Source organism: Aeromonas sobria (assembly GCF_000820145.1).
Lineage (GTDB): Bacteria > Pseudomonadota > Gammaproteobacteria > Enterobacterales > Aeromonadaceae > Aeromonas > Aeromonas sobria.
Genome location: NZ_CDBW01000002.1, coordinates 119,415 through 142,362, shown reverse-complemented (window position 1 = coordinate 142,362; position 22,948 = coordinate 119,415). Strand labels below are relative to the sequence as shown.

The 22,948-nt window shown below is 57.0% G+C and carries 16 protein-coding genes, 1 tRNA gene and 1 rRNA gene; 14 read left to right on the top strand and 4 right to left on the bottom strand.

Annotated features, from left to right (window positions below; genetic code table 11):
- Positions 1 to 126 precede the first annotated feature (126 nt).
- The 9 genes from BN1135_RS00735 to BN1135_RS00695 all read left to right on the top strand — a co-directional run bounded on the left by BN1135_RS00735 (position 127) and on the right by BN1135_RS00695 (position 10,192).
- Positions 127 to 202: transfer RNA gene (locus tag BN1135_RS00735), tRNA-Thr, on the top strand.
- 22 nt (positions 203 to 224) lie between these two features.
- Positions 225 to 339: ribosomal RNA gene (gene rrf / locus BN1135_RS00730) — 5S ribosomal RNA — on the top strand.
- A 164-nt stretch (positions 340 to 503) separates the two neighbouring features.
- Complete coding sequence (ebgR, locus tag BN1135_RS00725; protein WP_042018076.1) at positions 504 to 1,469, top strand: transcriptional regulator EbgR; 966 nt, start codon at positions 504 to 506, stop codon at positions 1,467 to 1,469.
- Positions 1,470 to 1,780: 311 nt separating this feature from the next.
- A complete protein-coding gene (gene ebgA, locus BN1135_RS00720) occupies positions 1,781 to 4,867 on the top strand; it encodes a beta-galactosidase subunit alpha (protein WP_042018075.1) in 3,087 nt (1,028 codons plus the stop codon).
- Positions 4,864 to 5,319 (top strand): beta-galactosidase subunit beta, encoded by a 456-nt coding sequence (locus BN1135_RS00715; protein WP_042018073.1) that lies wholly within the window; start codon positions 4,864 to 4,866, stop codon positions 5,317 to 5,319. The genes ebgA and BN1135_RS00715 overlap by 4 nt, the downstream gene beginning before the upstream one ends.
- A gap of 103 nt (positions 5,320 to 5,422) precedes the next feature.
- Entirely contained in the window at positions 5,423 to 6,868 is a 1,446-nt protein-coding gene (locus tag BN1135_RS00710) for an amino acid permease (RefSeq protein WP_042018071.1), read from the top strand.
- 113 nt (positions 6,869 to 6,981) lie between these two features.
- On the top strand, positions 6,982 to 7,320 hold the full coding sequence (locus BN1135_RS00705) for a tRNA-binding protein (RefSeq protein WP_042018068.1): 339 nt from the start codon (positions 6,982 to 6,984) through the stop codon (positions 7,318 to 7,320).
- Between the two features lie 179 nt (positions 7,321 to 7,499).
- Positions 7,500 to 8,945 (top strand): amino acid permease, encoded by a 1,446-nt coding sequence (locus tag BN1135_RS00700; protein ID WP_042018066.1) that lies wholly within the window; start codon positions 7,500 to 7,502, stop codon positions 8,943 to 8,945.
- Between the two features lie 293 nt (positions 8,946 to 9,238).
- Positions 9,239 to 10,192 carry a bile acid:sodium symporter family protein gene (locus BN1135_RS00695; protein WP_042018064.1) on the top strand — a complete coding sequence of 318 codons (954 nt, stop codon included), beginning with the start codon at positions 9,239 to 9,241 and terminating at the stop codon, positions 10,190 to 10,192.
- A gap of 56 nt (positions 10,193 to 10,248) precedes the next feature.
- Here the strand turns inward: BN1135_RS00695 and fghA are convergent, their stop codons facing one another.
- On the bottom strand, positions 10,249 to 11,085 hold the full coding sequence (gene fghA, locus BN1135_RS00690) for an S-formylglutathione hydrolase (protein ID WP_042018063.1): 837 nt from the start codon (positions 11,083 to 11,085) through the stop codon (positions 10,249 to 10,251).
- 48 nt (positions 11,086 to 11,133) lie between these two features.
- The gene (locus tag BN1135_RS00685; protein WP_042018062.1) at positions 11,134 to 12,261 is read right to left on the bottom strand and encodes an S-(hydroxymethyl)glutathione dehydrogenase/class III alcohol dehydrogenase; all 1,128 of its coding nucleotides are present in this window, start codon (positions 12,259 to 12,261) and stop codon (positions 11,134 to 11,136) included.
- Between the two features lie 120 nt (positions 12,262 to 12,381).
- On the opposite strand from BN1135_RS00685, the gene BN1135_RS00680 reads away from it, so the two are divergent.
- Positions 12,382 to 13,287: a LysR substrate-binding domain-containing protein gene (locus tag BN1135_RS00680; protein ID WP_042018061.1), complete on the top strand. Its 906-nt coding sequence runs from the start codon at positions 12,382 to 12,384 to the stop codon at positions 13,285 to 13,287.
- Positions 13,288 to 13,679: 392 nt separating this feature from the next.
- On the opposite strand, the gene BN1135_RS00675 is transcribed toward BN1135_RS00680, so the two are convergent.
- Both BN1135_RS00675 and BN1135_RS00670 read right to left on the bottom strand, forming a co-directional pair.
- Positions 13,680 to 14,990, bottom strand: a complete 1,311-nt coding sequence (locus tag BN1135_RS00675; RefSeq protein WP_042018060.1) for a type II toxin-antitoxin system HipA family toxin — start codon at positions 14,988 to 14,990, stop codon at positions 13,680 to 13,682.
- The gene (locus tag BN1135_RS00670) at positions 14,990 to 15,244 is read right to left on the bottom strand and encodes a helix-turn-helix domain-containing protein (protein ID WP_021140474.1); all 255 of its coding nucleotides are present in this window, start codon (positions 15,242 to 15,244) and stop codon (positions 14,990 to 14,992) included. The genes BN1135_RS00675 and BN1135_RS00670 overlap by 1 nt, the downstream gene beginning before the upstream one ends.
- Positions 15,245 to 15,656: 412 nt before the next feature.
- Between BN1135_RS00670 and BN1135_RS00665 the strand changes: the two genes are divergently transcribed.
- From BN1135_RS00665 to BN1135_RS00645, 4 genes are all read left to right on the top strand, one after another.
- Positions 15,657 to 16,286 carry a recombinase family protein gene (locus BN1135_RS00665; RefSeq protein ID WP_042018059.1) on the top strand — a complete coding sequence of 210 codons (630 nt, stop codon included), beginning with the start codon at positions 15,657 to 15,659 and terminating at the stop codon, positions 16,284 to 16,286.
- Between the two features lie 787 nt (positions 16,287 to 17,073).
- Positions 17,074 to 19,539: an EcoAI/FtnUII family type I restriction enzme subunit R gene (gene hsdR, locus BN1135_RS00655; protein WP_042018057.1), complete on the top strand. Its 2,466-nt coding sequence runs from the start codon at positions 17,074 to 17,076 to the stop codon at positions 19,537 to 19,539.
- Between the two features lie 120 nt (positions 19,540 to 19,659).
- Positions 19,660 to 21,162 (top strand): N-6 DNA methylase, encoded by a 1,503-nt coding sequence (locus BN1135_RS00650; protein WP_042018056.1) that lies wholly within the window; start codon positions 19,660 to 19,662, stop codon positions 21,160 to 21,162.
- Entirely contained in the window at positions 21,162 to 22,913 is a 1,752-nt protein-coding gene (locus tag BN1135_RS00645) for a restriction endonuclease subunit S (RefSeq protein ID WP_042018055.1), read from the top strand. Before BN1135_RS00650 ends, BN1135_RS00645 begins: the two co-directional genes overlap by 1 nt.
- Positions 22,914 to 22,948 lie beyond the last annotated feature (35 nt).

Genomic DNA, 22,948 nt, shown 5'->3' with positions numbered 1-22,948 from the left:
AGAGTAGGACACTGCCAGGCTTTAATTAAGCAACTACAGCGATGTGGTTGGTCGCGATACGACGTAAGGTTGTGTTGGACAGAAGATTTAGATAACGCACACAGTGTGTTCTTTACCGGTTAGTGTGCTGATATGGCTCAGTTGGTAGAGCGCATCCTTGGTAAGGATGAGGTCCCCAGTTCGACTCTGGGTATCAGCACCAGTATTAAGTAATAAAGCTTTTGCCTGACGGCAATAGCGCCGTGGAACCACCTGATCCCATGCCGAACTCAGAAGTGAAACGCGGTAGCGCCGATGGTAGTGTGGCATTCGCCATGCGAGAGTAGGACACTGTCAGGCACCTATTTAGAAGAGGCCTCCCATTCGGGAGGCCTTTTTGCATTTGCGCGTTCCCAAATTTGGCCTGCTGCCGGCATTTTAGTAAAAATGCTGGGCTATCAAGGGATTGCCCGTTACTCTTTAGCCGTTACCGATTAACAAGTGATGCTGCCAGAGAGGTATTGATGGCTACGTTGAAGGAAATTGCACAGGAGGCGGGGGTGTCGCTCGCCACGGTATCCCGGGTACTGAACGAGGATCCCAGCCTGAGCGTCAAGGAAGAGACCCGGCAGCGGATCTTCGAGATTGCCGAACGGCTGGAGTACAAGACCAGCAGCGCCCGCAAGGGGGTTCACAAGAGCAAACTGCACTTTCTGGTGGTCTACTCCTACCCGCAGAGTACCGAGGTTAACGATCCCTACTATCTCGCCATTCGTTATGGCATCGAGACTCAGAGTGCCCGCCTCAATATCGAACTGACCCACCTCTACAACTGTGGTGAAGGGCGCGAGCTGGCCGCGGTGGATGGCATCCTGGTGGTGGGGAGTCTCTCTGCCGAGCGTCTGGCGCAGCTGCGAACCTGCTCCGGCATGCTGGTCTTTGTCGATTCCCGTGCCATGGAGGAGTTTGACTCGGTCGATGTGGATCTCGCCCTGATCAGCCAGCAAGTTGTCGATTACTTTATCGCTCAGGGGCATCAGCGCATCGGCTATATCGGTGGTCAGGATGAGAACCCGGATCTGCGTGAGCTGGCCTTTATGGATTATGGCCAGCGGTTGGGGGTCGTGCAGGAGAGCGATCTCTATCGCGGCGACTTCTCCAGTGCTTCCGGCTACCGCTTGGCAAAAGAGATGCTGGCGGGAGATTGGCCCAAGGCGCTGTTCGTCGCCTCCGACTCCATCGCCATCGGGGTGCTGCGTGCCATCCACGAGAAGGGACTGGCCATTCCCCAGCAGATCGAGCTGATCAGCGTCAACGATATCCCGACTGCCAAGTTCACCTTCCCGCCGCTCTCTACGGTGCGGATCCACTCCGAGTTGATGGGCTCCCAGGGGGTCAATCTGCTGGTCGAACGGCTGCGTGACGAGCGCGACATTCCCCTGCGGGTACTGGTGCCGAGTCATCTGACTCTGCGTGGCACAACTCGTTAGTTTTACTAAAACCCTGCATTATCTTGGCTACATCATGGCATTCATGATGTAGCCAATCCCGCCTGCATTCCCCACACCTATCAAATAAACCCCTTTACAATCAGTGTATTACCATCAGAATTTAGTTAAGTACATCAATAACCGTGCCATATCTGTTCTTGTCGGTGCGCTTTAAGCCAGTAATCTGAGATAGCTCACAAAGTGGGTCATCGGATGTGATCTGGTTAAAAGTTTACCAATCATTCGCTGATATTTAGTAAATGTTTATCTAGAGTTTACCCAGTTAAAGTTGCCTTGTTCCGGGAGGACATGTGAATAACTGGGAAAACGTTCAATTCGTTGGTGAAAACAGGCTGGCTCCGCGCGCCTACTTCTTCTCTTATGCCGATCGCGTTGCGGCGGCCACCATGCAGCGCGAGCTGAGCCGCCGCTTTCTCTCCTTGAGCGGCCAGTGGCAGTTCAGCTACTTTGCGCACCCCCTGCAGGTGCCGGAGGCTTTCTATCACAGCCCCATGAGCGAGTGGGGCCAGATCACCGTGCCCAACATGTGGCAGATGGAAGGGCACGGCAATCTGCAGTACACCGACGAGGGTTTTCCCTTCCCCATCGACGTGCCCTTCGTGCCGACCAACAACCCCACCGGCGCCTATCAGCGCAGCTTCACGCTGAGCCCGGCCTGGGACGGCGAACAGGTAATCATCAAGTTTGACGGGGTGGAGACCTACTTCGAGGTCTATGTGAATGGCCGCTACGTCGGCTTTAACAAGGGGAGCCGCCTCACCGCCGAGTTCGATATCAGTGCCTACGCCAAGGTTGGCGAGAACCTGCTGTCGGTGCGGGTGATGCAGTGGGCGGACTCTACCTATATCGAAGATCAGGACATGTGGTGGATGGCGGGGATCTTCCGCGACGTCTATCTGGTGGGCAAACCGGCCGTCCATGTGCAGGATTTCTTCATCCGCACCGCGCTGGCCGATGACAATCAGATTGCCGGCAAGAGCGCCACCCTGAGCTGCGATATCCAGCTGGAGAATCTGGAGGCGCCTGTCCGTGATCACCGTCTGGTCTGGTCGCTGCTGGATCAGGGCCGTGAGATCGCCAGCGGCTCGCTCGACCATCTCGCCATCGACGGCAAGCTCGACTGCCGCTTCACGCTGGATCTGGTCAACCCGCACCTGTGGAGCGCAGAAGACCCTTACCTCTATCAGCTGCAACTCTCCCTCTACAACGGTCAGGGCGAGCTGCTGGAAGTGATCCCGCAGCGGGTCGGGGTGCGTGAAATCAAGGTCAAAGATGGCCTCTTCTACGTCAACGGCCACTACCTCAAGCTGCACGGGGTGAACCGTCACGACAACGACCACCTCAAGAGTCGCGCCGTCGGTATGGACCGTGTTGAACGCGATATCGTGCTGATGAAGCAGCACAACCTCAACTCGGTACGTACCGCCCACTACCCGAATGACCCGCGCTTCTACGAGTTGTGCGACCAGTACGGTCTGTTCGTGATGGCGGAGACCGACGTGGAGACCCACGGTTTTGCCAACGTCGGCGATCTCAGCCGCATCACCGACGATCCCTTCTGGGAGCCGGTGTTCGTGGATCGCATCGAGCGCCACGTACACGCCCAGAAGAACCACCCCTCCATCATCATCTGGTCGCTGGGCAACGAGTCCGGCTACGGCTGCAACATCAGAGCCATGTACCAGCGCTGCAAGGCGATCGACCCGACCCGGCTGGTGCACTACGAAGAGGATCGCGACGCCGAGGTGGTGGATGTGGTGAGCACCATGTATTCGCGCGTCTCCCAGATGAACTGCTTCGGCGAGTTCCCGATGGAGAAGCCGCGCATTATCTGCGAATACGCCCACGCCATGGGCAACGGCCCGGGTGGCCTCAGCGAATATCAGCAGGTGTTCGACCGCCATCCCCACATTCAGGGCCACTACATCTGGGAGTGGTGCGATCACGGCATTCTGGATCAGGACGAGCAGGGCCGTGCTGTTTACAAATACGGCGGCGACTACGGCGACTACCCCAACAACTACAACTTCTGCATGGATGGCCTCATCTATCCGGATCAGACCCCGGGGCCGGGCCTGCGCGAATACAAACAGGTGATCTGCCCGGTCAAGGTGCGGGCGCTGGATCTGGCCAGCGGCAAGCTGGCGGTGGAAAACCGCTACTGGTTCTCCACTCTCGACGATATCCGTCTGCTGGTCGAAGTGAAAGCCGAGGGCGAACTGCTGGCCAGCCAGCAAATCCGGCTGGAAGGGGTGGCTCCCGGTGCCACCACAGAGTTGCAACTCGAACTGCCATCCCTCGATGGGCGGGAAACCTTCGTCCAGCTGCGGGTCATCAAGGCCACCGCCACCCGCTATAGCACGGCGGAGCATGAGCTGGGCCAGTACCAGTTCCAGCTGAAAGAGTCGACTCGCCAGCTGCGACCCTTTGCCAACCCCAACGCCACTCCGTTGCAGATTGCCGACGAGCGGCTCGCGCTGACCTTGAGCGGCAGCGGCTTCGCCCTGCGCTTCTCGCGCCTCGACGGCAAGCTGGTGAGCTGGCAGCAGGATGGCAATGAGCTTATCGAGCGGGCGCCGCGTCTCACCTTCTTCAAGCCGATGATCGACAACCACAAGCAGGAGTACGAGAGCCTGTGGCACCCGAACCACCTGCAGATCATGCAGGAGCACTTCCGCACTCTGAGCTGGCGTCAGCTGGGCGAGGCGGTCGAGGTGACGGTCGAGAGCCTGATCGCGCCGCCGGTGTTCGACTTCGGCATGCGCTGCCGCTACGTCTATACCCTGAGCCCGAACGGCCAACTGCACGTGGCGCTGTTCGGTCAGCCCTACGGCGGTTATGACGACATCATCCCCAAGATCGGCTTCGAGCTGGGCATTCGTCAGGATCTCGAACGGGTGCACTACTACGGCATGGGGCCGGGCGAAAACTATCAGGACAGCCGCCAGAGCAACTGGATCGACAGTTTCCAGAGCACAGTCAGCGAGATGTGGGAGCACTACCCCTTCCCGCAGGATAACGGCAACCGCCAGCAGGTGCGCTGGGCGACCCTGACCAACCGTCACGGCGCCGGTCTCTACGTGCGACCCGATGCCCCCATCAACCTGAGCGTCTGGCCCTACAGCTGGGAGCATATCCATGCGGCGCAGCACATCAACGAGCTGGAGCCCTGCGGTTATCTCACCCTCAATCTGGATCACAAGGTACTGGGGCTCGGCTCCAACTCCTGGGGCTCCGAGGTGCTGGACTCCTGGCGGGTGCGCTTCGAGCCGTTCAGCTTCGGCCTGACCCTGCTGCCCATCGCCCGTGGCAACCTCAATCCGGCTGCGCTGGCCGGGCTCGATCTCACCATCAACGGCGGGAGGAACCTCGCATGATCACCCTGGACAACCTGACCCTGTTCAAAAACATCTACCGGGAGGGCAAGAAGTGGGGCCGCTGCGTGGAGGCCATCAACAACCTGCCGAACCTCAAGCCCGGCATCTGCCACTCCATCGGTGACTCCCTCACCTACCGCTTGCAGGAGGGGGCCAGCCCGGCCACCTCACTGTTCGAGGGGCAGCGCCGTTACTTCGACGTCCACTACTACCTGGAAGGAACAGAGACGGTGGAGTGGGCTGCCAAGAGCGAGCTGTGTGTCGAGCAGCCCTATGACGACACCACGGATCGCGAGTGGCTGGCCGGTGAGGTGCGTGAGCGCCAGAAAGTCGGCAACGGTCAGGTGGTGATCTTCGAGAACGATGAAGGCTACCGGTTCGTCGGCGACGGGCCGGTGCGCAAGCTGATCATCAAGGTCACCGTCGAAGGCGGCTACTTCAAAAACAAATAACAAGCCGCTGTTTTTGCACTGATAAAAGCCGGAAGGGCGGGGCTCACCCTACAACTCATGCCCCGCCCTTTCGCGGAAATAACTACAGGTCTGGAGATGCACCATGTCTGATTCCAAACGGAATACGATAGGCAAGTTTGGTCTGCTGTCGCTCACCTTCGCGGCGGTATTCAGCTTCAACAACGTCATCAACAACAACATCGAGATCGGTCTGGCGTCAGCCCCGATGTTCTTTCTGGCCACCATTTTTTACTTCATTCCGTTTTGCCTGATCATTGCGGAATTTGTGTCACTGAACAAAAACTCCGAAGCGGGGGTGTATGCCTGGGTGAAGAGCTCCCTCGGTGGTCGCTGGGCCTTTATCTCCGCCTACACCTACTGGTTCGTGAACCTGTTCTTCTTCACCTCCTTGCTGCCGCGGGTCATCGCCTACGCCTCCTATGCCTTTTTGGGCTACGAATACATTTTCACCCCGCTGGCGACCACTTTCTTAAGCATGGTGCTGTTCGCCTTTGCCACCTATGTCTCCACCAACGGCGCCAAGATGCTCGGCCCCATCACCTCGGTGACCTCGTCCCTGATGCTGCTGCTGACCCTCTCCTACATTCTGCTGGCAGGTGTGGCGTTAGTCGGTGGTGTACAGCCGGCCGACCCCATCACGGTGGAGGCGATGATCCCCGATTTCAGCTGGGCTTTCCTCGGTATCACCACCTGGATCTTTATGGCCGCCGGTGGCGCCGAGTCGGTTGCTGTCTACGTCAATGACGTGAAAGGGGGCTCCAAGTCGTTCGTGAAGGTGATCATCATCGCCGGACTCTTTATCGGGGTGCTCTACTCCATCGCCTCCCTGCTGATCAACGTGTTCGTGCCGAGCGATACCCTGCATTTCACTGGCGGCTCGGTACAGGTGTTCGAGGGGTTGGCTGCCCATTTCGGTCTGCCCGCCGTGTTTATGAACCGCTTCGTTGGTCTGGTCTCCTTTACCGCCATGTTCGGTTCCCTGCTGATGTGGACGGCGACTCCGGTGAAGATTTTCTTCTCCGAGATCCCGGCTGGCATCTTCGGTAAGAAGACGGTCGAGCTGAACGAGAACGGCGTGCCTGCCCGTGCAGCCTGGATCCAGTACCTGATCGTATTTCCGCTGATGCTGATCCCGACCTTGGGCTCCAACACCGCGCAAGAGCTGATGAATACCGTCATCAACATGACCGCCGCCGCTTCCATGCTGCCGCCGCTGTTCATCATGCTGGCCTACCTCAATCTGCGCCTGAAGCTGGATCACCTGCCACGGGATTTCAAGATGGGCTCGCGCACCACTGGTATCGCCGTGGTCTCGGTGCTGATCGCCATCTTCTCGGTGGGCTTCCTCGCCTCCACCTTCCCGACCGGCGCCGACATCATGACCATCGTCTTCTACAACGTCGGCGGGATCGTGATTTTCCTCGGCTTCGCCTGGTGGAAGTACAACCGCTACGAAGCCTCCCTGAGTGCTGATGCGCGAGTGAAAGAGGCCCAGCCGACCAGCCAGATTTCCGTCCGGGCATCCTGACGATAACCCTGACCAAACCGGCCCCCGTGGCCAAGAGATATCAACCGGGTGGCTGCGGCCACCCGTTACCGATTGCACCATTGAGCACAAGAACCGAACACAAGGAGAAAGGGATGAGCGAGATGATCGAGTTTGCCGAATTCAAACGGGTCGAGATGAAGGTGGGCAAGGTGCTGGAGGTGGTGCGCCACCCCGGGGCCGACAAACTCTATATCGTCCAGATCGACGTGGGTGGCGAGCGGCCGCTGCAGACTGTCACCAGTCTGGTGCCTTACTACAGCGAAGAGGAGCTGATGGGCAGCGAGGTGGTGGTGCTGACCAACCTCAAGCCGACCAAGATGCGCGGCGAGCGCTCCGAGTGCATGTTGCTCTGCGCCGAGACCCCGGACGAGAGCCAGAGCGTGCTGTTGCAGCCCCGGGTGCCGATGGCGCCGGGTACCCCGATCGTCTAGGCGACCTACTGATTTAACACCGGGGCAGCAGAGCGGCGCCGGTGTGTGCGAAGAGCCGCCACGAGCGGCCTGTTTGACCATAACAAGAGAGTAAACGGCCCGGCCAGCAGGCAGGCGCCGAACACATTCAGAGTCATAGCGCCCCCGTGCGAAGGGGCGTGAATTTACCGGAGGACACCATGTCTGAATCAGTACGCGGCACCATAGGCAAGTTTGCCCTGTTGTCGATGACCTTTGCCGCCGTGTTCAACGTGCGCAACATCGTCAACAACAACATCGAGCTGGGGCTCAGTTCCGCCCCCATTTTCCTGCTGGCGACCCTGGTCTACTTTGTGCCATTCGTCTTCATCATTGCCGAGTTCGTCTCGGCCAACAAAGATTCCGAGTCGGGGATGTACGACTGGCTTAAAAAACCGCTCGGTACCCGGATGGCCTATCTGGGCTCCTTCCTCTACTGGTTCGTTAACCTGTTCTGGTTTATCTCGTTGCTGCCCAACGTCATCGCCTACGCCTCTTACGCCATGCTGGGCTATGAGTACAGCTTCTCGCCCATGGTGACATCGATTATCTCCATCGTGCTGTTTGCGGCGGCGACCCATATCTCCACCAAGGGGGCGAGCTGGCTCGGCAAGATTGCCGAGATGGTGGCCTACGGCGTGTTTGCCCTGTTCGCCATCTATGTGTTGGGTGCCCTGACCGCCCTCGGCGGTGACCATGTGGCGGCCCAACCCATCACCATGGCAGCCATGACCCCCACCATCAACTGGGCGACCCTCGGCATCATGTGCTGGATCTTCCAGGCGGCGGGCGGTGCCGAAACCGCGGCGGCCTATCTCAATGATGTGAAGGGCGGCCAGAAGTCCTTTATCAAGGTGATTATCTCTGCCGGTATTCTCATCGGAGCCATGTATGCGCTGGGTTCGCTGCTGGTGAACGTGTTCGTGCCGCGCGAGAGCCTCACCTATGCTGGCGGCATGGTGGAGATCTTCACCGGCATGGCGCAGTACTTCGGGCTTTCCGAGACGTTGGTGGGCCGCGCGGTCGGTATCGTGCTGTTCATCGCCATGTTCGGCTCCATGATGATGTGGACCTCGGCGCCGGTGAAGATCCACTTCTCCGAGATCCCGCAGGGGGTTTACGGCGACAAGACCACCCGCCTCAACAAGCACGGGGTGCCGGTGCGCGCCGCCTGGTGGCAGTTTGTCTTCGTGTTCGTGATGCTGGTGGTCAACGGCTTCGGCTCCGAGTCGGTGCAGCAGATGATGAACACCGCCATCAACCTTACCGCCGGTACTGCCATGCTGCCGCCGATCTTCATCATGGTGGCCTACTTCGTGTTCCGCTGGAAACATGACGACACCCCCCGCGACTTCCGAATGGGCTCGCGCAAGTTCGGCATGGCAGTGGTGTCGGTGCTGATCGCGATCTTCGTGGTGAGCATGAGCGCCTCCGCCTTCCCGAGCGGGGTGGATCTGGTGCGTGCTTTCTTCATCAACGTCTTTATGACAGCGGTCTTCTCGGCGCTGGCCTACTGGTGGATCTCCCGCTTCGAGAAGCGTCAGGCCCGCAAGCTCGGCGGCAATGACAAGAAAACCGGCAACGGCAAGCTGGCCAGTCAGCGCTGATCGGCTGACAGTCAACGGGAGACGGGCGGCCAAGGTCGCCCGTTTTTTATCCCTGTTTCGCCGGTTTGGCGCTATTGGGCCTGTAGATCGTCAATTTCTGCTATTCGATAGCGCAAAGGTGTTAAGCATTGATGAACAATTAACCGCCACACAACGTTGCGCCTCTTCGATATCGGGGTAAGCTGGAGCTTCGTTTCAACGGGAGGTGCCAGACACCTCCCGTTGTGTTTCTTGTCCTCCCCGCTCCTGACCTTCCACCACGAAGGCAGGATGCCCTCTGATGGAGACCCCCTGTGCGTCTGGATCCCTTTACTGTTGTGCTGATTGCGGTGGTTACCCTGGCCTCCCTCTTTCCCTGCGAGGGACAGGTGGCCGTCTGGTTCGGTTTGCTGACCAAGCTGGCGGTGGCACTCTTGTTCTTCATGCATGGCGCCAAGCTGTCGCGCCAGAACCTGCTGGCGGGCCTCGGCCACTGGCGGCTCCATCTGGTGGTGATGCTCAGCACCTTTGTGCTGTTTCCGCTGCTCGGGCTGCTGCTCACTCCGCTGGTACCGAGCTGGCTGAGCCCAGCTATCTACCTTGGCTTCCTCTATCTCTGCGCTTTGCCTGCCACCGTGCAGTCGGCCATCGCCTTCACCTCGATGGCGGGGGGCAATGTGTCGGCGGCGGTGTGCAGTGCCTCGGCCTCCAGCATCCTCGGCATCTTCCTTTCGCCGGTGCTGGTGGGGATGATGATCCACGTACAGGGGGAGGGGATCGACACCTGGCACTCCATTCAGGCGATCATGGTGCAGCTGATGCTGCCGTTCGTGCTGGGCCACCTGTCGCGCCCGCTGATCGGCGGCTGGGTCGATAGCCATCGACCGCTGATCGGCAAGCTGGATCAGAGCTCCATCCTGCTGGTTGTCTATGTCGCCTTCAGCGAGGCGGTGGTGCAGGGGATTTGGCGTCAAGTAAGTTGGTACGATCTGGCCAGTATCGTGCTGCTGAGCTGCGTCTTGCTGGCGCTGGTGCTCTGCTGGAACGTCTGGATCAGCCGTCGCCTCGGGTTCAACAAGGCGGACGAGATCACCATCGTCTTCTGCGGCTCCAAGAAGAGTCTCGCCAACGGGGTGCCGATGGCCAACGTCATGTTCCCCGCCGCCAGCGTCGGGGTGATGGTGTTGCCGCTGATGATCTTCCACCAGATCCAGCTGATGGTCTGCGCCGTGCTGGCCCGCCGTTACCATGAGCAGCAGCAAGGCTGACCTCGCCCGATCACCACAACCCCGACTGAAACAGGCCCGTCACGGGCCTGTTTTGATCAGAGGTGGTGGGCGTGAAAGCGCAGGTGCGCCTCGATAAAGCTCGCCACGAAGTAGTAGCTGTGGTCATAGCCCTCGTGGCGGTTGAGCTCTAGCGGCCATCCCTTGCTGGCGGCTACCTCTGCCAGCGCATCGATATGCAGCTGTTCGGCGAGGAAGGGATCATCCAGTCCCACATCCACCAAGGTCGGCAGCGGCGTGACCGGCTGGTGGCGCAACAGCTGGCAGGCATCCCACTCCTGCCACAACAGCGGATTGCTGCCGAGATAGGCACCGAGCGCCTTCTGGCCCCAGGGGCTGCGGCTCGGGTGGCAGATCGGGCTGAACGCCGAGACCGAGCGGTAGCGACCGGGCTCTCGCAACGCGGCGATCAGTGCACCGTGACCGCCCATGGAGTGGCCGCTGATGGCGCGCCGGGTCGAGACCGGAAAGTGGGTCTCTATCACCTCAGGCAGCTCGCGGGTGACGTAGCCATACATCTGGTAGTGCGCCTGCCAGGGGCTCTGGCTGGCATTGACGTAAAAACCTGCGCCCATGCCGAGGTCATAACCGGAATCGTCTGCCACGGCGTCGCCACGGGGGCTGGTGTCCGGCGCCACCAGTGCTATGCCGAGCTCGGCGGCAATGCGCTGGGCGCCCGCCTTCTGCATGAAGTTCTCATCGGTGCAGGTGAGGCCGCTGAGCCAGTAGAGTACGGGGACTTTCTGGCCGGTGAGGGCCTGAGGCGGCAGATAGATGGCAAAATTCATCTCGCAGCCGAGCGTGCTGGCGTGGTGGCGATAGCGCTTGTGCCAGCCGCCGAAGCTCTTGTTGCTGCTGATAATCTCCAGATTCATCGAAGGACTCCTGCACCCCGCCCACGAAGGCGGGCGGGGCGATCATGCTCAGTAGTGGATGACGGTGCGGATGCTCTTGCCTTCGTGCATCAGATCGAACGCCTCGTTGATCTGCTCCAGTGGCATGGTGTGGGTGATGAAGTCATCGAGGCGGAACTCACCCTGCATGTAGCGCTGCACATAGCTCGGCAGTTCGCTGCGACCGCGTACCCCGCCGAAGGCGCTGCCGCGCCAGACCCGGCCGGTCACCAGCTGGAACGGACGGGTACTGATCTCCTGACCCGCTCCGGCGACGCCGATAATGACCGACTCGCCCCAACCCTTGTGGCAGCACTCCAGCGCCGCACGCATTACCTTGACGTTGCCGATGCACTCGAAGGAGAAGTCGACGCCGCCGTCGGTCAGATCGACGATCACCTCCTGAATCGGTTTGTCGTAATCGTTCGGGTTGATGCAGTCGGTGGCCCCCAACTTGCGTGCCAGTTCGAACTTGCTCTCGTTGATATCGATGGCGATGATGCGACCGGCCTTGGCCAGACGGGCACCGATCACCGCGGAGAGGCCGATACCGCCCAGACCGAAGATGGCGACGCTCTCACCCTCTTTCACCTTGGCGGTGTTCATCACGGCGCCGATGCCGGTGGTGACGCCGCAGCCGAGCAGGCAGACCTCTTCCAGCGGGGCGGCCGGGTCCACCTTGGCGATGGAGATCTCGGGCAGCACCGTGTATTCGCTGAAGGTGGAGGTGCCCATGTAGTGATAGATGGGCTGGCCATCTTTCGAGAAGCGGGTGGTGCCATCCGGCATCAACCCCTTGCCCTGAGTGGCGCGGATCTTCTGGCAGAGGTTGGTCTTGCCGGATTTGCAGAATTTGCACTCGCCGCACTCGGGGGTGTAGAGCGGGATCACGTGATCGCCGACTTTGACGCTGGTGACCCCTTCGCCGACCGATTCGACGATGCCACCCCCCTCGTGACCGAGAATGCAGGGGAAGACCCCTTCCGGATCCTCACCGGAGAGGGTGAAGGCATCGGTGTGGCAGACGCCGGTCGCGACGATGCGCACCCGCACCTCGCCCGCTTGCGGCGGCATGACCTCGACCTCTTCGATGGAGAGGGGCTGACCGGGGCCCCAGGCGATGGCGGCTTTACACTTGATGCTTTGAACCTGTGCCATGAATGACATCCTTCTTGTTGAGCAGGGTGAACAGAGATGAGTTCGGACATTCAGTGTAGTTTCCCGTCGATTTGGTGATAATGAGGGCAAATCTCAAATCACTTTTACACATAGGTAATAATGTTCGGCTGGGAAGGGATCTGTGAATTTGTTAGCGTGGCGGAGCAGGGGGGCTTTACCCCGGCGGCGCGCAAGCTGGGGGTGTCGGTGGCGCAAGTGAGCCGTCAGGTGGCACAGCTGGAAGATCGGCTGCAGGCCAAGCTGCTGCTGCGCACCACCCGCCAGGTGCGGCTCACCGAACTTGGCGAGATCTATTATCGCCACTGCCGTCAGCTGTTGGACAACCTCTATGAAGCGGAGCTGGCAGTGGGGCGCCATCAGGCGGTACCGCAAGGGTCGCTGCGCATCACTGCCCCCGTCTCCTATGGCGAGAGCCGCATCGCCCCGCTGCTGAACGACTTCATGGTGCGCTTCCCCCAGCTGGAGGTGACCCTCAACCTCACCAACCAGCTGCTGGATCTGGTGCACGAAGGCTACGATCTGGCACTGCGGCTCGGTCATCTCAAGGATTCGACGCTGGTGGCGCGCAAGCTGGCGCAGCGGGTGCCCTATGTCTGCGCCTCACCGGCTTACACCGCTCGCCATGGCATGCCCAATAGCCTCTCCGAGCTGACCCGCCACACCTGTCTGGTGGGCAACAGCGACGAGTGGCACTTCACTCTGGATGGTCGCCCCCACAGCGTGCGGGTACACGGCCTGTTACAGTGCAACAGCGGCCACGCCCTGCTGGATGCAGCGCTCAAGGGGATCGGCATCATCCAGCTGCCGGATTACTACGTGAGCGACCATCTGGCCCGTGGGGAGCTGATCGAGCTGCTGCCCGAACTACGGGCCCCTGCGGAGGGGATCTGGGCCCTCTATCCCCATAACCGCCACCTCTCCCCCAAGGTGCGGCTGCTGGTGGACTATCTGGCCGAGCGGCTGAGCGACCCGCACCAACCAGCGCTGGTGATGCCGATAGGCTAGGGCGCTCCCCGCCCGTTGACTCACTGGCGGCGGGCGACAAACGCGATGACCTGAAAATAAAAGAGCCCTTGAGGAATCAAGGGCTCTTTTGCAGGTAACAACCGGAGAGTCAGCGACCCATCACTCGATGTTCTGGATCTGATTACATACTTGGCTGTAAATAGTTATAAAAATCATACGTATGATGTAATTTTTATTTTTTTTTAAGAAAAAACTACCCAAAGTACTACCCAAGCAATGGTGATAGCCCCCTGTTTATGCTGAACCATCCCCACGCTGGCCAAGTAGAGGTGGGAAAAGTGGGAAACCGGGAAAAACTGTGCCTGGATGTGAGGTCGCAATGGTTGGTGCTTATGTTTTGTCTCTGGCCAGGCTTCATTTCACTTGGCTGACTACCGAGTTAAACGCTGCGCTCTGGTGCTGAGTCCATCCAGAATCGAGTCCGCAATCTGGGTGGGAAATGTATCTGGTAACTGCTGACGGACTGCCGAGATCACTTCATCCAGACTACTTGCCATTTCGTTTAGGATCATTTCCATTTGCACCTTCTCAAATCCAACCGCTTTGGCAGTCTGATAGAAATGGCGAGGAAATATCTGCTCTATCGCATATTTCTTACCTTTGGTCGCGGTCAGGCCCATGGCCAGCTTTGCATCGCGTGGGTGTAGACCTCGACCGCCAAACACTGGATAGATAGATAGGATGTCGTAAAAAGGGGTCAGGCGAAAACGCCCTTCCGGTTCAATAAAGACCGAGAAGTTCTTGGCATGGCCATCGGTTGCAGCCAGCAACCAGAACAGCACCTGAGATTTCATGAACAGGTAGCGATCCTGCTCTGGCGTAGTAGAGCCCAGCAGGATTGTCATGATGTCAGTAATCCCCGGGCCTCCATGGCTCTCGTATTTCCGTGCTGACGGAACATTCAATACCTGACAGAAATCTTCTTGGGGAAGGCGCATGATCCAACTGCGATCTGCAGTGTAACGTCTGTCGAAGCGTTCCACAGCCAGTGCTTTGACCTGGCCAACCTGCATCATGAAACAGTGAGGTACGGGTAGACCAAACTCCTTGGCAATCAGAGTGCAGAGATATTCGTTTTCTACGCTCTGGGAGAGGTCTATCGAGTAGGAGTGGCTTTCAATCTTGCCGATAGGGAGTTTGATAATGTGGGTTGTCGGCGTTGCGTTGAGTGGCAAGTACCAACGGCCATCGAGATAGATCAGCGCAGTCTTTTCTTGCGCCCCGGCGATAGAGATCCGGAACTCCTCTTGCTCCCTGACCATCCCCAAAGGGATTCCTGATTTGTAGCTGGTCAGGATCTGCTCGAGCTCGTCATCGGAAAGTGCCTTGTAGTCGATTCGCCTGACATCTGGAACATCGTGCCCTTCGGTAACCAGCTGTAATGCCCCTACGCTATCCTGGCCAATGCAACTGAGCAGATCGAAGGGCTGGGTTGATGCCGCTTGATAGCGTGCTACAACCCTGTTCCTCACCTCTGTATTATCTGGCAGCAGGTTATCGAAGAAGTTATAGGCTTCATCGCCCCGGTAGGGTTTATGGCGCAATGGCATGGAGAGTGAGATGGGACGGCTGCCCGGTTGTGCTAGCCATGACTCATGGTACTGAAACTGATGGGCACCGCTGGTTGCTTTGGCAAATGTGCCCACCCGATAGCCATTCATGTAGACAGCCAGATTGGCCATTACCACTCCTCCTTCCAGCCCGATGCCGGACTATCGGATGACTCATTGCGGGGTTTGATATCCACTGACAATTCGAGTGCTGCGAGGATCTTGAACAGGGTTTCCAGCTTGGTGGACTCAGGGTTGAGCTCGAAGCTGGAGACTGTGTCTTGCCTAATCCCCACTTTCTCGGCCACTTTGCCTTGAGAGAGCTTTTGAGAAAGTCTGGCATCCTTGATACAGGCGCTCAGCTGCTTGGCGCTGGTTACTTTCATGGTTCGACAACCTGGTAGCGTGCGTTCTCCTAATTTACACGCTACGACAGGTATATCAATTTTTACCTGTTGTAGGAGGTAAATATCATTTACACGCCACAGGCGGTATTTAACATTTATCCCCTATAGCGGGTAAGAGAACGGCAAACTTACCGATCCTGATTGAAGTATGTGGGTCTGTATGAAGCGTTTAAAGGCAACTCAAAAGCGATCTGTTGGTGAAGCCGCAGACTTGAGGTGTGTTCCGTTGGATCAAACGGCTGCCAAAAGATCGTGTTTTGATCGTCATGCGGTGGTTTCAAAAAGGTATACCCCATTAAAACCACTCGATACCCTCTCGAAAACAACATTGAAACCACTTATATTGAACCGATAATTCAGAACCAGTTTAAACAGACCAATGGAGGTTTCAATGTTCATACGGGCGTACTTACGTGCATCGACAGTGGAGCAGGATGCTGAGCGGGCACGAGAGCTGCTGATTGGTTTTGCTGCAGAGCATGGCCATCAGATAGCCAGTTTCTATGTGGAGAATGAGTCTGGTGCAACGTTGGACAGGCCTGAGCTTATGCGGCTGATCTGCGACGCTGCAGATCGTGACATTGTGCTGGTAGAACAGATTGATCGTTTGGCCCGTCTCAATCAGACGGATTGGCAAACATTGAAGCAGTTGCTGGCTCAGAAACAGCTCTCAATCGTTTCTCCGGAGCTTCCGACTTCCTGGGTGGCGTTACAGGGGGACAGCCGCTCCGAGTTCACCAGCGCCATCTTGCAGGCTGTAAATGGCATGCTGTTGGATATGCTCGCAGCAGTCGCTCGCAAAGATTATGAAGATCGCAGACGCAGGCAGCAGCAGGGTATTGCCAAGGCCAAGGCCAGGGATGAGGGGAAATATCGCGGTCGCCAGAAAGATGAAAAGAAGCGTCAGCACATCGCACAGTTGTTGAGCACCGGACACAGCTACTCGGTGATCCAGGAAATGTTGGGCTGCTCCCGCCATCTGATTTCGTGCGTGGCAAAAGAGGTCCGTTCAGCAAAATAGCGGGTCATTTATCCGAGGCACCCATGCGACGCTTCTCGATATACAGCCACGCAGCAAAGGCGCCAAACCCTATCAGGAATGAAAACAGGAGGATCAGGATGACGATGCTGTTCATGGTGATGGCCTCAGGTGTAACGGATAAAGGATGCAATCAGGTGATCGTGTGACCAAACTCCATATCACCATGGACTTTGCTCAGGAAAAAATCAACAACGCACTGAAAGTATTGAAGTTTGTTCGCTCGTAACAAACATGATTGCGTGGAATCACGCAGGATGTGGAGCCATGGAATGAACACTGTCATTCCCAACCAATTCCCGTCCAGTTTCTTTCCACATAACTATCTATCTGGAAAAGTGGTGCGAATTTTCCACATAGTGGAATGCCTGTTCAGAACGAGTTATGTGGAATCCTGATCGAAGAATTCCTATCTATCTGGAAATTTCGTGCTGTTTTTCTCTCTGGAATATTGGTCATCTTGTTTGAAGGGATTATGGTTCTTGGTGTGCTGGAATTGATGGGGGCAGATTCCTATCTATCTGGAATCTTGGCCTCTGCATTCAGCGAGAGCCAAACCGGCTGACTTGCTATGGGACTAACTCAAGCGATGCCCTTCAACAATCATTCACTACGACCTAGTTATGCCATTGCCAGACGTTTCCTTGACCCGAAGGCATGCCATCAAGAGCAGCACCCCATGTTGCTTTATGAGTCTTAAATCAACAAAACCCGGCTGATTTTATGAGAGAATCTTGAGCAATATTGTCCCCCGACCGGAAGAGTGCTCATGGCCGAGATCAACAAAGCAACCCTCACCGAAGCCGACATCATCTCCAAATACCTGCTGCCTGCCATCAAGGCGGCGGGGTGGGATGATCTGACCCAAGTCCGCCAAGAGGTGAAGCTGCGGGATGGCAAAGTGGTGGTGCGCGGCCAGATGGCGGCACGCAAGAAGGTCAAATCGGCCGATATCGTGCTCTATCACAAGATGGGCTTGCCACTGGCGGTGATCGAGGCCAAAGCCAACAAGCATGAGATTGGCAAGGGAATGCAGCAGGGGCTCGATTATGCCCGTCTGCTGGATGTGCCGTTCGTGTTTGCCAGCAACGGCGATGGCTTCGTATTTCATGACAAGACCCATCCGGCCAAGCTGGAATCCGAGATTGCGTTGGAGGACTTCCCCAGCCCGGGCCAACTTTGGGACAAGCTCTGCACCTGGAAGGGCTACACCCAGGCTCAGCTGCCTGTCATCAGTCAGGACTATTACTCGGATGGCAGTGGCAAATCCCCCCGCTACTACCAGCTGCAGGCTATCAACAAGACCGTAGAAGCCATATCGAAAGGTGAAGACCGGGTATTACTGGTGATGGCCACCGGCACCGGCAAGACCTACACCGCGTTCCAGATCATCTGGCGTTTGTGGAAGGCGGGCGCCAAGAAGCGCATCCTGTTTCTGGCCGACCGCAACATTCTGGTGGATCAGACCAAGATCAATGACTTTCAGCCCTTTGGCTCAGCGATGACCAAAGTGATAGGGCGCACGGTCGATCCTGCTTTTGAAATTCATCTTGCCCTCTATCAGGCACTCACCGGACCGGAAGAGTCACAGAAAGCCTTTAAGCAGGTCTCCCCTGATTTCTTCGACCTGATCGTGGTGGATGAGTGCCATCGGGGCAGCGCCGCTGAAGACAGCGCCTGGCGCGATATCCTCGAATACTTCTCATCGGCCACCCAGATTGGTCTCACCGCCACCCCCAAAGAGACCGAAACCGTCTCCAACACCGATTACTTCGGTGACCCTGTCTATACCTATTCCCTCAAAGAGGGGATCGAAGATGGTTTTCTTGCCCCCTACAAGGTGGTGCGGGTCGATATCAATGTGGATCTGCAAGGGTGGCGGCCTACAAAGGGGCAGTTGGATAAACAGGGCAATGAGATAGTCGATCGCATCTACAACCAGAAGGACTTCGACCGCACCCTGGTGATCGACGAGCGCACCCGGCTGGTGGCCGAAACTATCACCAACTACCTCAAGAAAACCGACCCGATGGCCAAGACCATCGTATTCTGCAACGACATCGATCATGCCGACCGAATGCGACGGGCGCTGGTCAACCTCAACCCGGATCAGATGGCCAAAGACGATCGCTATGTGATGAAAATCACCGGCGATGATGAGTTGGGTAAGGCCCAGCTCGACAACTTCATCAACCCGAAAAAGCCCTATCCAGTCATCGCCACTACCTCCGAACTGATGACCACCGGCGTTGATGCCAAGACCTGCAAGCTGGTGGTGCTGGATCAAAACATCCAGTCCATGACCAAGTTCAAGCAGATCATCGGCCGTGGCACCCGTATTGACGATAAGTACGGCAAGCTCTGGTTTACCATTCTCGACTTCAAGAAGGCCACCGAGCTGTTTGCCGATCCCCGTTTCGACGGCGAGCCGGAGCGCGTCATGGTGGTCAAACCGGCAGACATCAACAATCCGGATGAAGGCTTGGGCGATATCATCGATGGCGCCGATCCACTGCCTGCCGATGAACCCGGCGACCATGGCGATCCGTTTGCCCCCGGGGTCGATGAACAACCCGGCAGCTACACGACCGGTAGTGATGGTGGCCAGAGTGGCGCAGGTGGCCAGGGCACAGGCCCGCTGGGTGGTCCAACGCCCGGAGTCAGCAAGTATTATGTCAACGGCGTGGCGGTCAGCGTCATCGCCGAGCGGGTGCAGTATTACGATGCCGATGGCAAACTGGTGACCGAATCCTTCAAGGACTACACCAAAAAGACCCTGCTCAAGGAGTTTGCCACCCTCGATGCCTTCACCAAACGCTGGCAAGCCGCCGAGCGCAAGCAAGCCATCATGGATGAATTGGCTCAGGCGGGGGTGCTGTGGGAGGTGCTGCAGGAGGAGGTGGGCAAGGAGCTCGACCCGTTCGACCTTATCTGCCATGTGGTATACGATCAGCCGCCACTGACCCGCCGCGAGCGGGCGAACAACGTCAAAAAGCGCAACTACTTCACCAAGTACAACGATACCGCCCAGCAGGTACTCACCAGTCTGCTCGACAAGTATGCAGATCAGGGCGTGACCGAGATTGAGACCAAGGATGCGCTAAAAGTCGCCCCCTTTACCGAGTTGGGTCGGCCGCTGGAGTTGGCCAAGAAGGGTTTTGGTGGCCCCAAACAGTTCGAGCAGGCCATCACCGAACTGGAGCAAGAAATCTATCGTGAGCAGCAGAGCGCCTGACGCCAAGGCTGCAACAGCACCACAGTGCGGCCATGGCAATCATGGCCGCTTGTTTTATCGATATTCCTGACGCATTCGCCCCTGTATTCGTCACCATTTTTGTAAAAAGCAGAGAATCCCATGTCATCCATCAGCTCAGTTATCAAATCCATTCAGGACATCATGCGCAAGGACGCCGGTATCGACGGCGATGCCCAGCGCCTCGGCCAGCTCTCCTGGCTGCTGTTTTTGAAAGTGTTCGACGCCCAGGAAGAGGAGCTGGAGTTTGAGCAGGATAACTACCGCTGCCCCATCCCCGAGCGCTTCCTGTGGCGCAACTGGGCGGCCGATAGCGAAGGGCTGACTGGTGATGCCCTGCTCGATTTCGTCAACAATGACCTGTTCGACAGCCTGAAAAACCAGCCTGCCAATATCGATCTCAACCCCCGTGGCTATGTGGTGAAAGAGGCGTTCAGTGATGCCTTCAACTACATGAAAAACGGCACCCTGCTCAAGCAGGTGATCAACAAGCTTAACGAGATCGACTTTACCGACAGCAGCGAACGCCACCTGTTTGGCGACATCTACGAGCAGATCCTGCGCGACCTGCAGAGCGCCGGTAACGCGGGCGAGTTCTACACCCCCCGTGCCGTTACCCGCTTTATGGTCAACCGCATCGACCCCAAGCTCGGCGAGCGGATCATGGACCCGGCCTGTGGCACCGGCGGCTTTCTCGCCTGCGCGTTTGATCATGTCAAAGAGTACTATGTCGAGACATCAGCCGACCACCAGACCCTGCAGCAGCAGATCATGGGGGTCGAGAAGAAGCAGTTGCCGCACCTCCTTTGCACCACTAACATGCTGCTGCACGGCATCGAGGTGCCGGTGCAGATCCGCCACGGCAACACCCTCGACAAACCGCTGTCGAGCTGGGATAGCGATATCGATGTGATCCTCACCAACCCGCCCTTTGGCGGCACCGAAGAGGATGGCATCGAGCAGAATTTCCCCGCTGATCTGCGCACCCGCGAAACTGCCGACCTGTTCCTGCAGCTGATCATTGAAGTCCTTGCCCCGGCAACAAATGGCAAGGGCGGTCGCGCCGCCGTGGTGCTGCCCGACGGCACCCTGTTTGGCGAAGGGGTCAAAACCAAGATCAAGCAACTGCTCACCAGCGAGTGCAACCTGCACACCATAGTGCGGCTGCCCAACGGCGTGTTTGCCCCCTATACCGGCATCAAGACCAATATCCTGTTCTTCTCCAAGGATCAGCCCACCAAGGATGTCTGGTTCTACGAGCACCCCTATCCGGCTGGGGTGAAGAACTACAGCAAAACCAAACCGATGAAGTTTGAGGAGTTTGAGGCCGAGATCGCCTGGTGGGGTGATGAGGCGGACGGCTTTGCTGCCCGGGTAGAGAACGAGCAAGCGTGGAAGGTCAGCATTGACACCATCATCGAGCGCAACTTCAACCTCGATATTAAAAACCCCCATGTCGGCGAGCAGATAAGCCATGACCCCGACGAGCTGCTGACGCGCTATGCCACAGAGCAGGCTGAAATCCAGACCCTGCGTGATCAGCTAAAAACCATTCTGGGTGAAGCACTGGGCAAAGGTGCGGCCAAGCAAGGGGGGCAGGCATAATGGCGGCGCTGAAAATAGAAAATCTGATTACCGACCACCTGGATCTCTGGACTGCGGCGGTGCGCCCCAAAAGCAGTGCCGGGCGCGGCAGCAACAGTAAGTTGGAACTCACCGGTATCAAGAAGCTGCGCGAGCTGATCCTGGAGCTGGCGGTGCGCGGCAAGCTGGTGCCGCAAGACCCCAGCGATGAACCCGCCTCAGTCCTGCTGGAGCGGATTGCCGCCGCAAAGGCGCGGTTGGTGAAAGAGGGCAAGATTAAAAAGCTCAAAGCCTTGCCGGAAATTGCTGAGGAAGAGAAGCCGTTTGAATTACCGGAAGGATGGGAGTGTATTCGCCTGGGAGAATTAACCAGTAAAATGGGGTCGGGCAGCACACCTCGAGGTGGACAAAGCGCATATGTCTCGGAAGGCATTCCTTTCCTGCGATCTCAGAACGTGTGGAATGAGGGGCTGAGATTGGATGATGTTGTGTATATAGATGAAAACACACATTTGAAGATGGAAGGAACTAAAGTCATTCCTGGTGATGTGCTTTTGAATATTACAGGCGCATCATTAGGGCGCACATTGATATTCCCTGATTCGATTAAAGAAGCTAACGTAAGTCAGCATGTCACAATTATCCGTTTGTTAATTGATGAATTGGCTCCATTTGTTCATTTAGGAATAAAATCTCCCCTCGTTCAAAACTTGATATGGGGTCGGCAAGTTGGGATGGCCATCGAAGGCCTCAGTAAAAGAACATTAGAGCTGTTCGAGTTTCCGGTCCCTCCACTTGCAGAACAGCACCGCATCGTTGCCAAAGTGGATGAGCTTATGGCTCTATGCGATCAGTTGGAGCAGTGCAGCGAGTCGCTGCTGGCGGCCCATCAGACGCTGGTGGAGACCCTGCTCGCTACGCTGACAGACTCCGGCGATGCCGACGAGCTGGCGCAAAACTGGGCGCGGCTAAGCACTCACTTCGATACCCTCTTTACCACCGAGGCCAGCATCGACGCCTTGAAACAGACCATCCTGCAACTGGCGGTGATGGGCAAGCTGGTACCGCAAGACCCGAGCGATGAACCCGCCTCTGTTCTGCTGGAACGCATCGTTGCTGAAAAGGCGAAGTTAGTAAAAGAAGGCATTTATCAAAAGACATCGAAGCTTTTACCAAAAAAGAATATTGAGTTGCCATCTGGATGGGTTAGTGTTCAGATTGGTGAGCTGTGCCCCTCTATTGTGCCAAATCGTGATAAGCCAAAAACATTTAGTGGAACGATACCTTGGGTTACATTACCATCATTTCCAGTAGATAGTTGGTATCTTGATTCAAAGGATATTGAATTAGGATTAACCACCGAAGAGGTCATGGAATATTCCGCTCGAATTATTCCGAGCAATAGTGTACTCATGAGTTGTGTAGGACGGTTTGGTCTTTCGGCAATAAATACCATTCCTGTGTCATCAAATCAGCAAGTTCATGCATTTATTGTTTTGAATGGCTTGTCACCGGAATACTTATCATGTGTTATTCGCGTTGTTGGAAGCCATCTTTATGAAATAGCTTCTGCAACAACCATCGCATATATAAATAAAACAAAATGTGAAAGTATCCAGTTTGGGCTTCCTCCTGCAGGTGAACAATTCCGCATCGTCGCCAAAGTCGATGAACTGATGACCCTCTGCGATCAACTAAAATCCCGCCTGCAAACCAGCCAGCAGACCCAGCTTGCCTTGGCCGAGTCGCTGGTGGAAGGCGCTCTGGTCTGATAAGCCCCTTGCTGGCCTTCGTCCGATGATAAGAG

Coding starts and splice junctions, on each gene's coding strand:
- ebgR (WP_042018076.1), top strand. CDS start 504: ATGGCTACGTTGAAGGAAATTGCACAGGAGGCGGGGGTGTCGCTCGCC.
- BN1135_RS00715 (WP_042018073.1), top strand. CDS start 4,864: ATGATCACCCTGGACAACCTGACCCTGTTCAAAAACATCTACCGGGAG.
- BN1135_RS00710 (WP_042018071.1), top strand. CDS start 5,423: ATGTCTGATTCCAAACGGAATACGATAGGCAAGTTTGGTCTGCTGTCG.
- BN1135_RS00705 (WP_042018068.1), top strand. CDS start 6,982: ATGAGCGAGATGATCGAGTTTGCCGAATTCAAACGGGTCGAGATGAAG.
- BN1135_RS00700 (WP_042018066.1), top strand. CDS start 7,500: ATGTCTGAATCAGTACGCGGCACCATAGGCAAGTTTGCCCTGTTGTCG.
- fghA (WP_042018063.1), bottom strand. CDS start 11,085: ATGAATCTGGAGATTATCAGCAGCAACAAGAGCTTCGGCGGCTGGCAC.
- BN1135_RS00685 (WP_042018062.1), bottom strand. CDS start 12,261: ATGGCACAGGTTCAAAGCATCAAGTGTAAAGCCGCCATCGCCTGGGGC.
- BN1135_RS00680 (WP_042018061.1), top strand. CDS start 12,382: ATGTTCGGCTGGGAAGGGATCTGTGAATTTGTTAGCGTGGCGGAGCAG.
- BN1135_RS00675 (WP_042018060.1), bottom strand. CDS start 14,990: ATGGCCAATCTGGCTGTCTACATGAATGGCTATCGGGTGGGCACATTT.
- BN1135_RS00670 (WP_021140474.1), bottom strand. CDS start 15,244: ATGAAAGTAACCAGCGCCAAGCAGCTGAGCGCCTGTATCAAGGATGCC.
- BN1135_RS00665 (WP_042018059.1), top strand. CDS start 15,657: ATGTTCATACGGGCGTACTTACGTGCATCGACAGTGGAGCAGGATGCT.
- hsdR (WP_042018057.1), top strand. CDS start 17,074: ATGGCCGAGATCAACAAAGCAACCCTCACCGAAGCCGACATCATCTCC.
- BN1135_RS00650 (WP_042018056.1), top strand. CDS start 19,660: ATGTCATCCATCAGCTCAGTTATCAAATCCATTCAGGACATCATGCGC.
- BN1135_RS00645 (WP_042018055.1), top strand. CDS start 21,162: ATGGCGGCGCTGAAAATAGAAAATCTGATTACCGACCACCTGGATCTC.